Origin of the sequence: Streptococcus equinus (assembly GCF_049393735.1) — a bacterium.
Classification (GTDB): Bacteria; Bacillota; Bacilli; order Lactobacillales; family Streptococcaceae; genus Streptococcus; species Streptococcus equinus_G.
This window is the reverse complement of the sequence record NZ_CP185946.1, coordinates 270,596-288,390: the sequence shown is the minus strand read 5'-3', so window position 1 is coordinate 288,390 and position 17,795 is coordinate 270,596. Positions and strand designations below refer to the sequence as shown.

At 41.3% G+C, this 17,795-nt stretch carries 14 protein-coding genes, 2 tRNA genes and 3 rRNA genes; all 19 read right to left on the bottom strand.

The window, feature by feature from the left end:
• Positions 1-139: 139 nt before the first annotated feature.
• Positions 140-1,477 (bottom strand): PFL family protein, encoded by a 1,338-nt coding sequence (locus tag ACNTMY_RS01555; protein ID WP_423216407.1) that lies wholly within the window; start codon positions 1,475-1,477, stop codon positions 140-142.
• Between the two features lie 11 nt (positions 1,478-1,488).
• Positions 1,489-1,755, bottom strand: a complete 267-nt coding sequence (locus tag ACNTMY_RS01550) for an ACT domain-containing protein (protein ID WP_021141631.1) — start codon at positions 1,753-1,755, stop codon at positions 1,489-1,491.
• A 212-nt stretch (positions 1,756-1,967) separates the two neighbouring features.
• A complete protein-coding gene (locus ACNTMY_RS01545) occupies positions 1,968-2,444 on the bottom strand; it encodes a sigma-70 family RNA polymerase sigma factor (RefSeq protein ID WP_423216406.1) in 477 nt (158 codons plus the stop codon).
• A gap of 147 nt (positions 2,445-2,591) precedes the next feature.
• Positions 2,592-2,665 (bottom strand) — tRNA-Asn (locus ACNTMY_RS01540).
• Between the two features lie 5 nt (positions 2,666-2,670).
• A 5S ribosomal RNA gene (gene rrf / locus ACNTMY_RS01535) occupies positions 2,671-2,786 on the bottom strand.
• Between the two features lie 85 nt (positions 2,787-2,871).
• Positions 2,872-5,771: ribosomal RNA gene (locus tag ACNTMY_RS01530) — 23S ribosomal RNA — on the bottom strand.
• A gap of 146 nt (positions 5,772-5,917) precedes the next feature.
• Positions 5,918-5,990 (bottom strand) — tRNA-Ala (locus ACNTMY_RS01525).
• Positions 5,991-6,044: 54 nt separating this feature from the next.
• A 16S ribosomal RNA gene (locus ACNTMY_RS01520) occupies positions 6,045-7,592 on the bottom strand.
• Together the 16S, 23S and 5S rRNA genes with 2 tRNA genes alongside form the textbook arrangement of a ribosomal RNA operon.
• Positions 7,593-8,151: 559 nt before the next feature.
• The gene (rpsI, locus tag ACNTMY_RS01515) at positions 8,152-8,544 is read right to left on the bottom strand and encodes a 30S ribosomal protein S9 (protein ID WP_003067667.1); all 393 of its coding nucleotides are present in this window, start codon (positions 8,542-8,544) and stop codon (positions 8,152-8,154) included.
• Positions 8,545-8,566: 22 nt separating this feature from the next.
• The gene (rplM, locus tag ACNTMY_RS01510; protein WP_133018136.1) at positions 8,567-9,013 is read right to left on the bottom strand and encodes a 50S ribosomal protein L13; all 447 of its coding nucleotides are present in this window, start codon (positions 9,011-9,013) and stop codon (positions 8,567-8,569) included.
• Between the two features lie 369 nt (positions 9,014-9,382).
• Positions 9,383-10,243 (bottom strand): DegV family protein, encoded by an 861-nt coding sequence (locus tag ACNTMY_RS01505; protein WP_423216405.1) that lies wholly within the window; start codon positions 10,241-10,243, stop codon positions 9,383-9,385.
• Positions 10,244-10,402: 159 nt separating this feature from the next.
• Positions 10,403-10,915, bottom strand: a complete 513-nt coding sequence (locus ACNTMY_RS01500) for an NYN domain-containing protein (protein WP_021141627.1) — start codon at positions 10,913-10,915, stop codon at positions 10,403-10,405.
• 46 nt (positions 10,916-10,961) lie between these two features.
• Positions 10,962-11,711, bottom strand: coding sequence for a 23S rRNA (guanosine(2251)-2'-O)-methyltransferase RlmB (rlmB, locus tag ACNTMY_RS01495; protein ID WP_024344805.1), 750 nt, complete (start codon positions 11,709-11,711; stop codon positions 10,962-10,964).
• Positions 11,712-11,772: 61 nt separating this feature from the next.
• Entirely contained in the window at positions 11,773-12,174 is a 402-nt protein-coding gene (locus ACNTMY_RS01490) for a Mini-ribonuclease 3 (protein ID WP_003067681.1), read from the bottom strand.
• Entirely contained in the window at positions 12,167-13,513 is a 1,347-nt protein-coding gene (cysS, locus tag ACNTMY_RS01485; RefSeq protein ID WP_423216404.1) for a cysteine--tRNA ligase, read from the bottom strand. The genes ACNTMY_RS01490 and cysS overlap by 8 nt, the downstream gene beginning before the upstream one ends.
• Positions 13,514-13,542: 29 nt before the next feature.
• Positions 13,543-14,160 (bottom strand): serine O-acetyltransferase, encoded by a 618-nt coding sequence (gene cysE, locus ACNTMY_RS01480; protein ID WP_033151773.1) that lies wholly within the window; start codon positions 14,158-14,160, stop codon positions 13,543-13,545.
• Between the two features lie 14 nt (positions 14,161-14,174).
• Positions 14,175-14,924, bottom strand: a complete 750-nt coding sequence (locus ACNTMY_RS01475) for an SseB family protein (RefSeq protein WP_423216849.1) — start codon at positions 14,922-14,924, stop codon at positions 14,175-14,177.
• Between the two features lie 36 nt (positions 14,925-14,960).
• The gene (pnp, locus tag ACNTMY_RS01470; protein ID WP_423216403.1) at positions 14,961-17,132 is read right to left on the bottom strand and encodes a polyribonucleotide nucleotidyltransferase; all 2,172 of its coding nucleotides are present in this window, start codon (positions 17,130-17,132) and stop codon (positions 14,961-14,963) included.
• Between the two features lie 216 nt (positions 17,133-17,348).
• Positions 17,349-17,579 carry a GlsB/YeaQ/YmgE family stress response membrane protein gene (locus ACNTMY_RS01465; RefSeq protein ID WP_020916090.1) on the bottom strand — a complete coding sequence of 77 codons (231 nt, stop codon included), beginning with the start codon at positions 17,577-17,579 and terminating at the stop codon, positions 17,349-17,351.
• Between the last annotated feature and the right edge of the window lie 216 nt (positions 17,580-17,795).

Sequence of the window (17,795 nt, the reverse complement as noted above, 5' to 3'; positions counted from 1 at the left end):
TAGTTTTTAGACTATAATGCCATTTTATTATATCATATTTTTTTGAAACCCCTTCACTCAAAATATTGACTTACAGAGAAAAAACCTAGAATAGTTTTTAAAATCTATTCTAGGCCATTATCATCAAATATCGTCTTAACTAGTTTTTAAAACTGTGAACAGGTGCCGGAATTTGACCACCGCGGTGAATAAAATCAGCAGATGAATTGTGATTAACACGCATAACAGGTGCAGCACCAAGTAATCCACCAAACTCAATCATGTCACCTTCTTTTCCTTTCGGAATAATACGAACTGCAGTCGTTTTTTGGTTAATAACACCAATAGCAGCTTCATCAGCAATCATAGCAGCAATTGTTTCATGAGGTGTGTCTTCAGGAATTGCAATCATATCAAGACCAACTGAGCAGATAGCTGTCATAGCTTCCAACTTTTCAAGATTGAGTGAACCATTTTGAACAGCAGCAATCATACCTTCATCTTCAGAAACAGGAATAAAAGCACCAGATAAACCACCAACTTGGTTACAAGCCATGATACCACCTTTTTTAACTTGGTCATTCAACAGTGCTAACGCTGCAGTTGTACCATGAGTACCAACAGCTTCAAGTCCCATTTCTTCAAGAACTCGAGCAACAGAATCCCCCACAGCTGGCGTAGGCGCAAGAGAAAGGTCAACAATACCAAATTTAACCCCTAAACGTTCACTTGCCATTTGACCAACTAGTTGTCCGATACGGGTAATCTTGAAGGCCGTTTTCTTAACAGTTTCCGCAACGACGTCAAAACTTTCACCACGAACTTTTTCAAGAGCACGTTTAACAACACCAGGACCAGAAACACCAACGTTAATGACAACATCAGCTTCACCAACACCATGGAAAGCACCAGCCATGAAAGGATTATCTTCAACCGCATTAGCAAAGACAACTAATTTTGCTGCACCAAGATCGGATAATTCAGCCGTCTCTTTAATGATACGTCCCATGTCAGCAACCGCAGTCATGTTAATACCAGATTTTGTCGAACCAATATTCACAGATGAACAAACTTTTTCTGTTTCTGCAAGAGCACGAGGAATAGAATTGATCAGAATCTCATCACCCTTTTGATAGCCTTTTTGAACCAAGGCAGAAAATCCACCGATAAAATCAATACCAATCTCATGAGCAGCTTTATCTAGGGCATGTGCCAAAGGCAAATAGTCTGTTGCGTCAGTTGCAGCACCAATGATTGAAATAGGAGTGACAGACACACGCTTATTAACAATCGGAATTCCCAACTCAGCAGCAATTTCATCTCCAACTTCAACAAGAGAACCAGCTTTTTCAACGACTTTTCTGTAAATCTTATCAGCTGCCTTATTGATGTCAGGATCAATACAATCTAAAAGAGAAATTCCCATAGTAATCGTACGTACATCGAAATTTTGCTCTTCAATCATAGCAATCGTTTCAGTAACTTGTCTAATATCCACAGGTTGCCTCCTTAAATATTGTACATGGCATCGAAGATTGCCGCACTTTGAATGTTAATTTTGACGTTTAGAGTTTCACCATACGCTTCAAATTCAGAACGAAGCTTTGTAAAATCTTGCTTTTCGTCTGATGAAACAACAGCCATCATTGTGAAGAAATCATCCAAAACAGTTTGAGAAATATCATCAATGTTCAAACCAAACTCAGCAATTTTAGCTGAAACACCTGCTACAATACCTGCTTTATCTTTTCCGACTACAGTAATAATTGCTTTCATGAGAAGCCTCCAAAACTAATATTTGTTCAATTTTACCACAATTTTCTGAAAAATTCCATTTTATCAGCAAAATAATTCGTTTTTAACGAATTATTTTAGATTATTTATGGATTTCTTTCACATTTAAATATTTATTCCGAACAATAAAACTATATTTGGCAATAAACAAAAAGAATCAGAGTTATATCTGATTCTTTTTTAATACCAAATTCTCAGTGCTTAAAGTCTGAAAAGTAGGGTTCAATTTGGCGTAAGAAAGCTTTCTTTCCTTCAAATCGTTCCCCTCTGACCACTTTTGCTAGCTTTTCTTGCTCTTCTGAGCTTAAAGTGGTTTTTAATTGAGATAAACTATCTCGATAGGCAATAAAATCAGCCACCTCAAGGAAACAAACCTGAGGGACACAATGACTAATCTCACCTATTTCTTCATAAGGCATACGATTAAATTTACGTTTAAAGGATTCCTGATGTCGAATAACATCTTTCACATGATTAGAAAACTTTGTTTTAAAGTAGGCATATCGTCTCGCCTCATTGATGATAATCTCAGGACGCTCTTGTAGTAGTTTGAAAAAGACAATACGCCCTTCCTGAATCCAGTCATCATAATCCCATAATTTCACAAAGTAATGACGTCTTAATTTTAAAATAATTGGTTTTACCGTTTCAAAATAGCTTTCAAAGTTCATCTAATAAAACTCCTTCTTCTCTTTTTATTGAAAGTAATTTTATTATAAAAGTGAAAGCGAAAAAGGAACATGACAAAAATGTCCAAATGAACGATTTAGAAGCACAAAAAAAGCAACCCGAAGGCTGCTTTCTCTACCGCTTTACGACTCCGCCAGTAGGACTCGAACCTACGACATCATGATTAACAGTCATGCGCTACTACCAACTGAGCTATGGCGGATAAATGCTAAGCGACTACCATATCTAACAGGGGGCAACCCCCAACTACATCAGGCGTGCTAGGGCTTAACTTCTGTGTTCGGCATGGGAACAGGTGTATCTCCTAGGCTATCGTCACTTAACTATGATTGATTATCCAATCAAAATTGAATACCTATATATTCTAACAAGAAACCGACTCGCTGTCAATATTGACTCGTTTCTTTTTTGGATAAGTCCTCGAGCTATTAGTATTAGTCCGCTACATGTGTCACCACACTTACACTTCTAACCTATCTACCTGATCATCTCTCAGGGCTCTTACTGATATAAAATCATGGGAAATCTCATCTTGAGGTGGGCTTCACACTTAGATGCTTTCAGCGTTTATCCCTTCCCTACATAGCTACCCAGCGATGCCTTTGGCAAGACAACTGGTACACCAGCGGTAAGTCCACTCTGGTCCTCTCGTACTAGGAGCAGATCCTCTCAAATTTCCTACGCCCGCGACGGATAGGGACCGAACTGTCTCACGACGTTCTGAACCCAGCTCGCGTGCCGCTTTAATGGGCGAACAGCCCAACCCTTGGGACCGACTACAGCCCCAGGATGCGACGAGCCGACATCGAGGTGCCAAACCTCCCCGTCGATGTGAACTCTTGGGGGAGATAAGCCTGTTATCCCCAGGGTAGCTTTTATCCGTTGAGCGATGGCCCTTCCATGCGGAACCACCGGATCACTAAGCCCGACTTTCGTCCCTGCTCGAGTTGTAGCTCTCGCAGTCAAGCTCCCTTATACCTTTACACTCTGCGAATGATTTCCAACCATTCTGAGGGAACCTTTGGGCGCCTCCGTTACCTTTTAGGAGGCGACCGCCCCAGTCAAACTGCCCGTCAGACACTGTCTCCGATAGGGATAACCTATCTGGGTTAGAGTAGCCATAACACAAGGGTAGTATCCCAACAACGCCTCCACCGAAACTAGCGTCCCGATTTCATAGGCTCCTACCTATCCTGTACATGTGGTACAGATACTCAATATCAAACTGCAGTAAAGCTCCATGGGGTCTTTCCGTCCTGTCGCGGGTAACCTGCATCTTCACAGGTACTAAAATTTCACCGAGTCTCTCGTTGAGACAGTGCCCAAATCATTACGCCTTTCGTGCGGGTCGGAACTTACCCGACAAGGAATTTCGCTACCTTAGGACCGTTATAGTTACGGCCGCCGTTTACTGGGGCTTCAATTCACACCTTCGCTAATGCTAAGCGCTCCTCTTAACCTTCCAGCACCGGGCAGGCGTCACCCCCTATACATCATCTTACGATTTAGCAGAGAGCTGTGTTTTTGATAAACAGTTGCTTGGGCCTATTCACTGCGGCTGACTTAAAGCCAGCGCCCCTTCTCCCGAAGTTACGGGGCCATTTTGCCGAGTTCCTTAACGAGAGTTCTCTCGCTCACCTGAGGCTACTCGCCTCGACTACCTGTGTCGGTTTGCGGTACGGGTAGAGTATAATTAACGCTAGAAGCTTTTCTTGGCAGTGTGACATCACTAACTTCGCTACTTAACTTCGCTCCCCATCACAGCTCAATGTTATAGATATAAGCATTTGACTCATATCACACCTCACTGCTTAGACGTGCACTTCCAATCGCACGCTTTAGTTAGCCTACTGCGTCCCTCCATCACTATATACTCTAGTACAGGAATATCAACCTGTTGTCCATCGGATACACCTTTCGGTCTCTCCTTAGGTCCCGACTAACCCAGGGAGGACGAGCCTTCCCCTGGAAACCTTAGTCATACGGTGGACAGGATTCTCACCTGTCTTTCGCTACTCATACCGGCATTCTCACTTCTATGCGTTCCAGCGCTCCTCACGGTACACCTTCATCACACATAGAACGCTCTCCTACCATACCTAAAAGGTATCCACAGCTTCGGTAATATGTTTTAGCCCCGGTACATTTTCGGCGCAGGGTCACTCGACTAGTGAGCTATTACGCACTCTTTGAATGAATAGCTGCTTCTAAGCTAACATCCTAGTTGTCTGTGCAACCCCACATCCTTTTCCACTTAACATATATTTTGGGACCTTAGCTGGTGGTCTGGGCTGTTTCCCTTTCGACTACGGATCTTAGCACTCGCAGTCTGACTGCCGATTATATCTCGTTGGCATTCGGAGTTTATCTGATATTGGTAATCCGGGATGGACCCCTCAATCAAACAGTGCTCTACCTCCAAGAGACTTAACATCGACGCTAGCCCTAAAGCTATTTCGGAGAGAACCAGCTATCTCCAAGTTCGTTTGGAATTTCTCCGCTACCCACAAGTCATCCAAGCACTTTTCAACGTGCCCTGGTTCGGGCCTCCAGTGAGTTTTACCTCACCTTCACCCTGCTCATGGGTAGGTCACATGGTTTCGGGTCTACGACATGATACTAAGTCGCCCTATTAAGACTCGGTTTCCCTACGGCTCCGTCTCTTCAACTTAACCTCGCATCATATCGTAACTCGCCGGTTCATTCTACAAAAGGCACGCTCTCACCCATTAACGGGCTCGAACTTGTTGTAGGCACACGGTTTCAGGTTCTATTTCACTCCCCTCCCGGGGTGCTTTTCACCTTTCCCTCACGGTACTGGTTCACTATCGGTCACTAGAGAGTATTTAGGGTTAGGAGATGGTCCTCCCAGATTCCGACGAGATTTCTCGTGTCTCGCCGTACTCAGGATACTGCTAGGGTTAAAGACTATTTCGAATACGAGGCTGTTACTCTCTTTGGCTTACCTTCCCAGGTAATTCTTCTATAATCTTGTCGTCCCACAACGCAGTCCTACAACCCCGATGTGTAAACACATCGGTTTGCCCTCTTACCTTTTCGCTCGCCGCTACTAAGGCAATCGCGTTTGCTTTCTCTTCCTGCAGCTACTTAGATGTTTCAGTTCACTGCGTCTTCCTCTACATTACCTTAACAGTAATGAGTGACATGCATTACATGCCGGGTTCCCCCATTCGGACATCTCTGGATCAATGTTTACTTACAACTCCCCAAAGCATTTCGTCGTTAGTCACGTCCTTCATCGGCTTCTAGTGCCAAGGCATCCACCGTGCGCCCTTATTAACTTAACCTTATTTTGGTCTGTTGACCTTAAACTCATTAAATCACAGCGTTTCGGTTTATTTCTTGTTACTATCTACAATTCAATTTCTTGAATCGTGGAATTTGATATAGATATTCAATTTTCAATGGACAATCTTTGAATCTTTCGATTCAATGGAGCCTAGCGGGATCGAACCGCTGACCTCCTGCGTGCAAAGCAGGCGCTCTCCCAGCTGAGCTAAGGCCCCACAAGACCTCTCAAAACTAAACAATACTCCAAACGTGCTTCCGTTTATCCTTAGAAAGGAGGTGATCCAGCCGCACCTTCCGATACGGCTACCTTGTTACGACTTCACCCCAATCATCTATCCCACCTTAGGCGGCTGGCTCCAAAAGGTTACCTCACCGACTTCGGGTGTTACAAACTCTCGTGGTGTGACGGGCGGTGTGTACAAGGCCCGGGAACGTATTCACCGCGGCGTGCTGATCCGCGATTACTAGCGATTCCGACTTCATGTAGGCGAGTTGCAGCCTACAATCCGAACTGAGATTGGCTTTAAGAGATTTGCTTGCCGTCACCGACTCGCGACTCGTTGTACCAACCATTGTAGCACGTGTGTAGCCCAGGTCATAAGGGGCATGATGATTTGACGTCATCCCCACCTTCCTCCGGTTTATTACCGGCAGTCTCGCTAGAGTGCCCAACTTAATGATGGCAACTAACAATAGGGGTTGCGCTCGTTGCGGGACTTAACCCAACATCTCACGACACGAGCTGACGACAACCATGCACCACCTGTCACCGATGTTCCGAAGAAACTTCCTATCTCTAGGAATAGCATCGGGATGTCAAGACCTGGTAAGGTTCTTCGCGTTGCTTCGAATTAAACCACATGCTCCACCGCTTGTGCGGGCCCCCGTCAATTCCTTTGAGTTTCAACCTTGCGGTCGTACTCCCCAGGCGGAGTGCTTAATGCGTTAGCTGCGGCACTAAGCCCCGGAAAGGGCCTAACACCTAGCACTCATCGTTTACGGCGTGGACTACCAGGGTATCTAATCCTGTTTGCTCCCCACGCTTTCGAGCCTCAGCGTCAGTTACAGACCAGAGAGCCGCTTTCGCCACCGGTGTTCCTCCATATATCTACGCATTTCACCGCTACACATGGAATTCCACTCTCCCCTTCTGCACTCAAGTCTAACAGTTTCCAAAGCGAACAATGGTTAAGCCACTGCCTTTAACTTCAGACTTATTAAACCGCCTGCGCTCGCTTTACGCCCAATAAATCCGGACAACGCTCGGGACCTACGTATTACCGCGGCTGCTGGCACGTAGTTAGCCGTCCCTTTCTGGTAAGTTACCGTCACTGTGTGAACTTTCCACTCTCACACACGTTCTTCTCTTACAACAGAGCTTTACGATCCGAAAACCTTCTTCACTCACGCGGCGTTGCTCGGTCAGGGTTGCCCCCATTGCCGAAGATTCCCTACTGCTGCCTCCCGTAGGAGTCTGGGCCGTGTCTCAGTCCCAGTGTGGCCGATCACCCTCTCAGGTCGGCTATGTATCGTCGCCTTGGTGAGCCGTTACCTCACCAACTAGCTAATACAACGCAGGTCCATCTACTAGTGAAGCAATTGCTCCTTTCAAGCATCTAACATGTGTTAAATGCTGTTATGCGGTATTAGCTATCGTTTCCAATAGTTATCCCCCGCTAGTAGGCAGGTTACCTACGCGTTACTCACCCGTTCGCAACTCTTCCAACTTTAGCAAGCTAAAGTCTTCAGCGTTCTACTTGCATGTATTAGGCACGCCGCCAGCGTTCGTCCTGAGCCAGGATCAAACTCTCATTTAATCTTGTTCTCATTCTGTCACTGACAGATTTATCGTTTTTTGACAGGTTACTTTCGTAACCCGCACGTTTGGTTCGTATTGTTCAGTTTTCAAAGGTCTTTGTCTCACTCGAGACAACTTCTATATTCTATCAAATTTAATTCTCGTTGTCAACACTTTTTTCAAAGTTTTTTCAAACAAGTTTCAAATCTGATTGCCATCGTTCTCTCTCAAACAACAGCTATATTAGTTTAACATTTCTAAACGGATTTGTCAAGAACTTTTTTTCAAGTTTTTTTCAAAACCTCTTAGAAACTCTTGCTGTCTCATGCGACAGCTATATTAGTATACTAAACTTAACTTACACTGTCAACACTTTTTTGAAATCTTTTTCAACTTATTTACATTTTGTTTTCAAGCGTTAAATTTTGGTTATATTTCACCTATTATAAGGTTTTGAACATCTGTCATATATCTTCGCAATACTTCCTTCTCAGCTTAATTCACTGATGAACAGAGACAAAAAAGACATCCAAGATAAAAATCTTGAATGTCTTGAAACGTTGATATAATCGTATTGATTAACGTTTTGAGAATTGTGAAGCTTTACGAGCTTTTTTAAGACCTGGTTTTTTACGTTCAACCATACGTGCATCACGTGTAAGAAGACCAGCGCGTTTCAATGAATCACGGAAGTCTGGGTCTACTTGAAGCAATGCGCGAGCGATACCGTGACGGATAGCTCCTGATTGACCTGCGTAACCACCACCTACAACGTTAACGAAAACGTCGTATGAACCAACAGTTGAAGTAACTGCGAATGGTTGGTTGATAACAAGACGAAGGTCAGCATGTGGGATGTATTCTTCTACATCTTTTTTGTTAACAGTGATTTTACCAGTACCTGGAACCAAACGTACGCGTGCAACAGCGTTTTTACGACGACCAGTACCTGTGTATTGTGCTTGTGCCATTTAATTGATGCTCCTTTCTCTCTTAGATAAGTCCTTTGATATCAAGTACTTCTGGTTGTTGAGCAGCGTGTGTGTGTTCGCTACCTACGAAGACTTTCAATTTCATACCTTGTGCACGTCCAAGAGTGTTGTGTGGAAGCATGCCTTTAACTGATTTTTCAATCAAGCGAACAGCGTTTTTAGAACGAAGTTCACCTGCTGTGATTTGTTTCAATCCACCTGGATACATTGAGTGAGTGTAGTAGATTTTATCAGTTGCTTTTTTACCAGTTAATTTAACTTTTTCAGCATTGATAACGATAACGAAGTCACCTGTATCAGTGTGTGGTGTGAATGTTGGTTTGTTTTTTCCGCGAAGTACGCTAGCAACTACTGCAGAAAGACGTCCAAGAGGTACATCTGTTGCGTCAACAACGTACCATTTACGTTCAACTTGGCCTGGTTTAGCCATGAATGTTGTTTTGTTCATGAGTTCTCCTATACGAATTCGTTTTTGTTTACAAAGTGTGGATGTTCCGGTCCACGAGTTATTTGAAAGGTTCCGGGGCCTTACAAATGGGGTAAACAATACCGTTTATTATAATACCAAAAAAAGTGGTAGTAAGTCAACAGTTACGTACCATCTTTTATAATTTTTTTGCTTTTTTTATTCTCTTTGTCTGGCGAAAGCGTTTGGCTCTTTTTTACCAGTTTAATTGTTTAATGTCATTTCATAATCCAAACTAACAACTTTTTTCATGGTAATATCAGCTATAACACGAACTTTGTAAGAACCTTTTTTGAAGTATTTTTTGACTAACGACACTTTGACTGGAAGTCTTATCTTTGTTAAAGTAAATTATCTTGCTTCTTTTCCAATCGTAAATGCTGCTAACGTACCTGGGCCTACGTGGGCAGAGATAACTGGGCCTAGTGGCATAATGAGAACATCATCAATTTCTTCGTGCTCTAGAAGGGACTCTTTTAATGTTTCAGCACCCTCTAAATCATTAGCATAGGCAACAACAGCTGTTCGATGAGCGATGGATTGGGTCGCTTGAGAGACTACTTCTTTTAGTGCTTTTTTACGGCCACGAATTTTAGCTAGAGGAACTAATTTTCCTGTTTTATCCAACCACAAAAGAGGTTTAATGTTGGCTAAACTTCCCATAATAGCTGATGTTTTTGACAAACGACCACCGCGCATCAAATGATAAAGGTCATCAACCAAGAAATAAGTACGCAAACGAGGTAAGATATCAATAATCATTGCTTTAGTTTCTTCAAGTGTCTTACCTTCATCACGCGCTGCAGCCGCTAACACTGACAGATACCCTTCTCCACCAGCAGCAGCCAAAGTATCAACGATTTCAATCGTTGCATCCGGATAGTCTTCTAGCACCAAATCACGTGCAATCATTGAACTCTGGTAAGTTCCTGAAAGTACTGAAGAAAATGCTAAATAAAGCACTTCATCACCATTTGCGGCATGGTGACGGAAACTTTCTTCAAACTGTCCCACATTTACTTGACTCGTTGTTGGTTTACCACCATTTTTCATGCTTTCAAGTAATGTTTCACTTGTTAGGCGGTCTGGTCCTACTGTTTCATAAATTTTTCCATCTAATTGAATTGTCAACCCAAGAATTTCAACATCATGTTCATTTGCCCAATTTTCATCTAAATCGGCTGTTGAATCTGTTATTATTTTAAAAGTCATAACTCTCCCTTTTTATACATAAACCTGATTTCGACAAGATTTTGCTTAATCAGTAAAATCATTTTTAAAAATACTTTGATAATCAAATGATTTTTATTTATTATAACAAAAAAGCCCGCATTTAGCGAGCTTTCATGAAAATTTGCATGTTTTTTCCAGTTACATGTCATCAAGTAGTTGTTTTAATTTATCCAATTGACCGTCATTCCATGGACGAAGTTTTGGCGTAGTTAAATCAATATGCTTTGACATTTTATCCAAATCAGACTTAACAGTGTTCACACGTTGTTCCAACTCACGCGCTGAAACTCGCAGTGCTCCTTGTGAAAAAATGGTCCACTGCTCATTTAAATCACTGGTTGCAACCTCCACAAGGTGACGTGGTGTATTCAACTCAGCAGCTGTGCGTTCAATGTAAGAATCAGCTGTCTCATCTTCCTCAGTGAAAATGACTTGAATCTTATATTGGTCATAGCGCTGACGGACACCAGGTACATACTGCGCATCAAAAACACAAATAATATCAAGATTTTCAAAGTGAGCGTAGTTATTGAGCTTACGCAGCAAAATATTTCTTGCTTCGTCTAGGCGATTTGTCTTAAAAAGTTGACGTGTTTCCTGCCAAAAGGCAATCATATTGTAACCATCAACTAAGAGGATTTTTTTCTTCATTTTCTAGTCCTTTCACAGATGGCTAGTTTTTGGCTTTACAAGAATCTTAGTCTACTTTATGACGGAAAACTTCGTACATTAAAACTGCAGCTGCAACGCTGGCATTCAAACTTTGTACGTGACCATTCATCGGAATAGTAATCATTTCATCAACTTGTTTTTTAATGTTTGGTGAAATACCTTTTCCTTCATTTCCAATGATAAGGGCAAGTTTTCCAGAAGTATTCCATTTGTGTGATGGTGTTCCGTTCATATCTGTACCGAATACCCAGAAACCTTGTTCTTTTAATTTATCAAGGGTTTGGCTGAGATTTGTCACACGAGCAATTGGTACGTGCTCTACTGCACCTGTTGAAGTTTTTGAAACAACTGGTGTTACACCAACTGCGCGGTGTTTTGGAATAATCACACCAGTTACATTTGTCGCGTCAGCCGTACGCAAGATTGACCCAAAATTGTGTGGGTCGTTAAGACCATCCAAAATCAAAATCAGTGGATTTTCTTCTTGCGCCGCTTTATCTAAAATAGTATCTAATTCTGCATAAGCAAACTCTGATACACGTAATACAAACCCTTGGTGAACTGCACCATTTGTCATGTCATTAAGTGTTTTTTTAGGTGTCCAAGAGATTGACACTTTTTTCTCTGCTGCTAAGTCTTTAATCTTATCAACATTTTTTCCACGTAAATCATCTTGGATGTAGAGTTTATTTCCTGTATTAGCCGTTAAACTTTCTGTTACTGCATGAACACCATATACGATGTCATTTGCTTCATTAAAATCTTTGTTCTTCATAGTGTTATTATAACATGAAAACCAGCTCTCATGCGAGAACTGGCTATTTTTATTTTTTAGTTTAATCTTCGATTTTTTCAACAGCTTGAATACACCAGTCGATGAGTTCTTCAAGACGATCAATTTGTTCTGTCATATGAAGATATCCCATCACCGCTTCAAACCCTGTTGACATGCGGTAAGTCACAACGTCTGCGTTTTTTGCTTTGGTGTGACTATTTGTATTACGACCGCGTTTGTAAATTTCTTCTTCTTTTTCAGTCAATAGCTGCGCTTCTAGCATCATGTTAATCAACATAGCTTGAGCTTTTGCTGAAACATACATAGTTGCTTTGCGATGCAATTGATTTGGTTTCGTCATTCCTTGAAAAATCAAGTGTTTACGAATATAAGTTGAGTAAATTGCATCACCTTCAAAGGCAAGCGCGATACCATTGATAAGATTGACATCTACCTTAGTCACGTGTCCACCTCACACCATCTTTGGTATCTAACAATTTAATACCTTGCGCTGCTAATTGGTCACGGATAGCGTCGGCTGTTGCAAAATCACGGTTTGCACGTGCTTCTTGACGTTTTGCAATCAAAGCTTCGATGTCAGCATCCAAAACTTCTTCCTCAAAAACGATACCAAATACTGCAAGCATTTTAGCAAAAGTATCTTTGACTGCTTGGTCATAATTTCCTGAATTAATCCATTTTGCCATATCAAAGATAACAGTAATACCATTTGCAGTATTAAAATCATCATCCATCGCTGTTTCAAAGTCAGCTTTGAATTTTGCAAGTTCAGCTGCATCTGCCGCTTCGCCAAGTGGCAAGGTAAAAGTATTTTTCAAATACTTAAGATTAACAGAAGCATCGTGAACTGCTTTTTCTGTAAAATTGACTGGTTTACGGTATTGTTGCGTTGCAAGGAAAAAGCGAAGTACTTGACCATCAACTGTTTTTAACATGTCGTGAACTGTCACAAAGTTGCCGAGAGATTTTGACATTTTTTCATTGTCAACATTGACAAAGCCATTGTGCATCCAGTAGTTTGCAAAGGTCTTTCCTGTTTTAGCTTCAGATTGAGCAATTTCATTAGTGTGGTGAGGAAATTCTAAGTCGGCACCACCACCGTGGATATCAATGGTATCACCCAAGATACTTGTCGCCATAACTGAACATTCAATGTGCCAACCTGGACGACCTTGTCCCCATGGGCTTTGCCAAGAAACTTCGCCTGGTTTAGCAGACTTCCAAAGTGCAAAGTCTAATGGATTTTCTTTGATATCACATTCACCATCCACACGACCACTAGCACCTACTTCAAGGTCTTCTAGGGTTTTATTAGCTAATTTAGCATAGTTTTTACTTTTAGCCACACGGAAATAAACGTCGCCATTTGCTTCATAAGCAAATTCTTTATCCACAAGGTCTTTGACAAAAGCAATAATCTCGTCCATGTATTCAATAACACGTGGATTTTTAGTAGCTGGTTCTACGCCAAGCTCCTTGACATCTTCCATAAATGCCGCGATAAATTTATCTGAAAATGCTTTGGTGTCCATGCCAGCTTCGGCAGCACCTTTGATAATCTTGTCGTCAACGTCGGTAAAGTTAGAAATGTAATTAACTTTGTAACCACGATATTCAAAATAACGTCGAATTGTGTCAAATGCAACAACACTGCGAGCATTACCAATATGGATATAGTTATAAACCGTTGGTCCACAAACATACATGTTTACCGTATTTTCTGTAATTGGGACAAATTCACGAAGACTTCTCGTCATTGTATCGTAAATTTTAATCGTCATCTGCTATCCTCCTATCTTTCGTATTATTATTAAAGTTTTGAAGAATGTAAGCTTTCATAGCAAGCCGCTTCAAGTTTTGAAGTGTAGTATTCACGATGTTCTTCAAGATCATGAATCGCTTCTTCATCTTTTTTACCATGGACACGGACAACTTTTGCTGGAACTCCAACTACCGTAACATCTGCTGGAACATCTGAAACAACGACAGCAGCCGCACCAACTTTAGAATTTTTACCGATTTCAATTGGTCCAATAACTTGAGCATGTGCTGAAACAAGCGCACCTTCTCGAACAGTCGGGTGACGTTTTCCAACATCTTTTCCTGTTCCACCAAGGGTTACACCATGATAAAGCATAACGCCCTTTTCAACAATGGCTGTTTCACCAATAACAAGACCTGAACCATGGTCAATAAAGACACCTTCAGCAATTTCAGCACCTGGGTGAATTTCAATTTGTGTCCAAAAACGCCAAAACTGACTGTGCATGCGAGCTAGTAATTTAAAGCCATGTTTCCACAAGAAATGTGAAATGCGATGCGCAGCTAAGGCTTTGATACCAGGATAGGTTAATACAATTTCCAGAGAGCTACGAGCCGCTGGATCGTTTTTCTTAACAATATCAATACTTTCTTTCCACCAACCCATATGTTCTCCTTTCTTTATTCATCAATTTCTGACCAATCAACTAAAATTTGTTGATCGTCAAACGGATTAATGGCAACTCCGACCGTTTCATCGATGTCATTTTCGCCATGTCCTGGTTGATAAATATCAGCCAAACGCCATGTCAAAATACTTCCTTGTGCTTTGCGGAATGGTGTTCCAAAATCTTTGTGATTATACCATTTGGCAAAACTTTGAAGATTTGAAAAGGCTGGGACATAGCTTTTTCCTTCAGGTGTAGACATCGTTGGGAACATACGGTCAAAGCTTTTATCATCACGTGGGTGAACAAAGGCTGGGACAAGATAATATTTATCTAAAGTGTCAGCAGCAAGATTTTCCTCACCCATGAGTTTATTTAAAATAGTTGTGTAAGCATTTAAAAATTGGATTAATTCACTGCTTTTAAAAATAGTTGAATTGCCAAAATCCCCTGATTTTTTAAGGTTAAAGACAATTCCAGTCAATCCTTTTTCAATGACTTCTTTCAAAACATCTAAAGTTGGACGTTCAACCCAATTTTGAGTTTTAGCACTGTCTTGTTCTTCTTTGAAATTTTCAAGATCTTCTTTGTTAGAAAAGACAGGTGTAACCTTTTGCCCTTCAATATCAAGAGCGTAAGGTTGGTCACTCGCCAAAACTGGAATGTTATGTAAAGCATTAACAAGAGCGATACTATCTAAAAAATTGTCTGGTGCATTAATAAATGCGCGCAAACGAATATCAAGTCCATTTATATTTGTCATCATAAACTCCAAAACTATAAATTGCAATCAAAATGTTTATTCTTTGTGATCACGTAGGTGTCCACCAAATGGTGAATTATGTTTATGTTCGTGATTTTTTTCAACTCTTTGCGGACGTGGTAGCAAAGCTTTCATCGAAGCATCAACACGACCTTTATCGTCAACTTTGATAACTTTGACATCTACTTCATCACCAACTTCAAGTACATCTGAAACATTTGCTGTGCGTGTCCAAGCAATTTCTGAAATGTGAACAAGAGCATCTGTTTTGTCAAATAGGTTTACGAATGCACCGAATTTTTCGATACGAACAACTTTAGCGTGGTAAACTTCACCAACTTTAGCTTCACGAACTAAACCAGCAATGATTTCTTTGGCACGATCGATAGCAGTTTGGTCAGATGAGTAGATAGACACATTTCCTTCTTCGTCGATATCGATTTTAACACCAGTTTCTTCAATGATTTTATCGATAGTTTCGCCACCTTTACCAATAACCACTTTGATTTTATCAACGTCAATCTTGATAGTATCAATTTTTGGTGCTGTTGGAGCAAGGTGTGTACGAGGAGCTGGGATAGTTGCTTCAATCAAATCAAGAATTTCAAAACGAGCTTTCTTAGCTTGAGCTAGAGCTTCTTTCAAGATTTGTGGTGTGATACCTTCAATCTTGATATCCATTTGAAGAGCTGTAATACCTTCACGAGTACCAGCTACTTTGAAGTCCATATCACCGAAGTGGTCTTCAAGACCTTGAATATCTGTCAAGATTGTGTAGTTGCTACCGTCTGAAATCAACCCCATGGCAATACCAGCAACCGGTGCTTTGATTGGCACACCACCAGCCATAAGTGCAAGTGTACCAGCACAGATTGATGCTTGTGATGATGAACCGTTTGATTCCAAAACTTCAGCAACTAGGCGGATAGCATATGGGAACTCTTCAAGACTTGGAAGAACTTGAGCAAGAGCACGTTCACCAAGAGCTCCGTGACCAATTTCACGACGACCTGGCGCACCATAACGTCCTGTTTCACCAACAGAGAATTGTGGGAAATTGTAGTGGTGCAAGAAGCGTTTTTTGTACTCAGCACCAAGACCATCAACGATTTGAGTTTCACCCATTGGGGCAAGAGTCAAGACAGACAAAGCTTGAGTTTGTCCGCGTGTGAATAGACCTGAGCCGTGAACTTTTGGCAAGAAATCAATTTCAGCATCCAATGGACGAATTTCGTCAACACGACGACCATCAGGACGGATTTTATCTTCTGTAATTAAGCGACGCACTTCAGCATGTTCCATTTGTTCAAGGATTTCAGCCACGTCACGCATGATTGTTTCGTAGTTTTCATCGTCAGCGTAGCGTTCTTCATAAACAGCAGTCACTTCTTCTTTGACAGCTTCTGTCGCTGCTTCACGCGCTTTTTTCTCTTCAACTTGGACAGCTTTTTGAAGATCTGCATTGTAAGCTTCGATGATTTCAGCTTGCAATTCTGGATCAACTTGAAGCAACTCAACTTCTGCTTTTTCTTTACCGACAGCTGCTACGATTTCTTCTTGGAAAGCAATCAATTCTTGAACTGCTTCATGACCTTTAAGAAGGGCTTCAAGCATAATGTCTTCTGATAATTCTTTGGCACCAGATTCAACCATGTTGATAGCTTCTTTTGTACCAGCAACAGTCAATTCAAGAAGAGATTTTTCTTTTTGTTCTTCTGATGGGTTGATAATAAATTCGCCATCGATGTAAGCAACTTGAACACCAGCAATTGGTCCATTAAATGGAATATCTGAAATAGACAAAGCAAGTGAACTACCAAACATCGCTGCCATTGGTGCGCTAGCATCTTCGTCATATGAAAGGACAGTGTTGATAACTTGAACTTCGTTGCGGAAACCTTCAGCGAACATTGGGCGGATTGGACGGTCAATCAAGCGTGCTGTCAATGTTGCATCAGTTGTTGGACGACCTTCACGTTTGTTAAAACCACCAGGGAATTTCCCTGCGGCATACATTTTTTCTTCATAGTTAACTTGAAGTGGGAAGAAATCACCTGTAGACATCTTCTTAGACATAACAGCTGCACTAAGGACAGTTGATTCACCATAACGAATAACAGCTGCACCGTTAGCTTGTTTAGCAACTTGACCAATTTCAACAACAAGTGGTCTGCCGGCAAAAGTTGTTTCAAAAGTTTGTTTTGACATTTTTATTCCTCTAATATTTTATTTTGATACGTCTGTTTTCTACAAAAACCAGTCTGTAAAAGACTTATAAACTCGTCTTTGCATAAAACCACGTATCTCCATTATTTTATCACATTTTATAGGAAATAGCAGAGCTTGTAGCATAGTTTTTTAAGAATCATTAAAAAGCAGCTACCACTCAGTAACTGCTTCACTTTACAACGATTTACCAGACTATTATCCAAAAAATAAATCAACTACAGCAATGACAATAATAGCTCCCAAAACAGAAGGTAAAATTGCCATATCTGCTAAAGTCGGTCCCCAATATCCAAATAAACTTTGCCCAACGAATGAACCAACAAGACCTGCAAAAATATTATAAACACAGCCCATTGACTCACCTTTTTTCGTGATAGCGCCTGCCATCATCCCAATAAGCGCACCAACAATTAATGATCCAATCATAACAGTCTCCTTTAAAAAACGTCTGACATATCCGTTAATTTCTTACACCCACATTGTAGCATAAAAAAACAGTCCGGGGGACTGTTTTTTCATGAGCCTGAAAATTCGAAGGCGAGTTATGTCCGGGGGACTGTTTTTTCTCGAGCCTGAAAATTCAAAGGCGAGTCGTGTCCGGGGGACTGTTTTTTCTCGAGCCTGAAAATTCAAAGGCTAAAT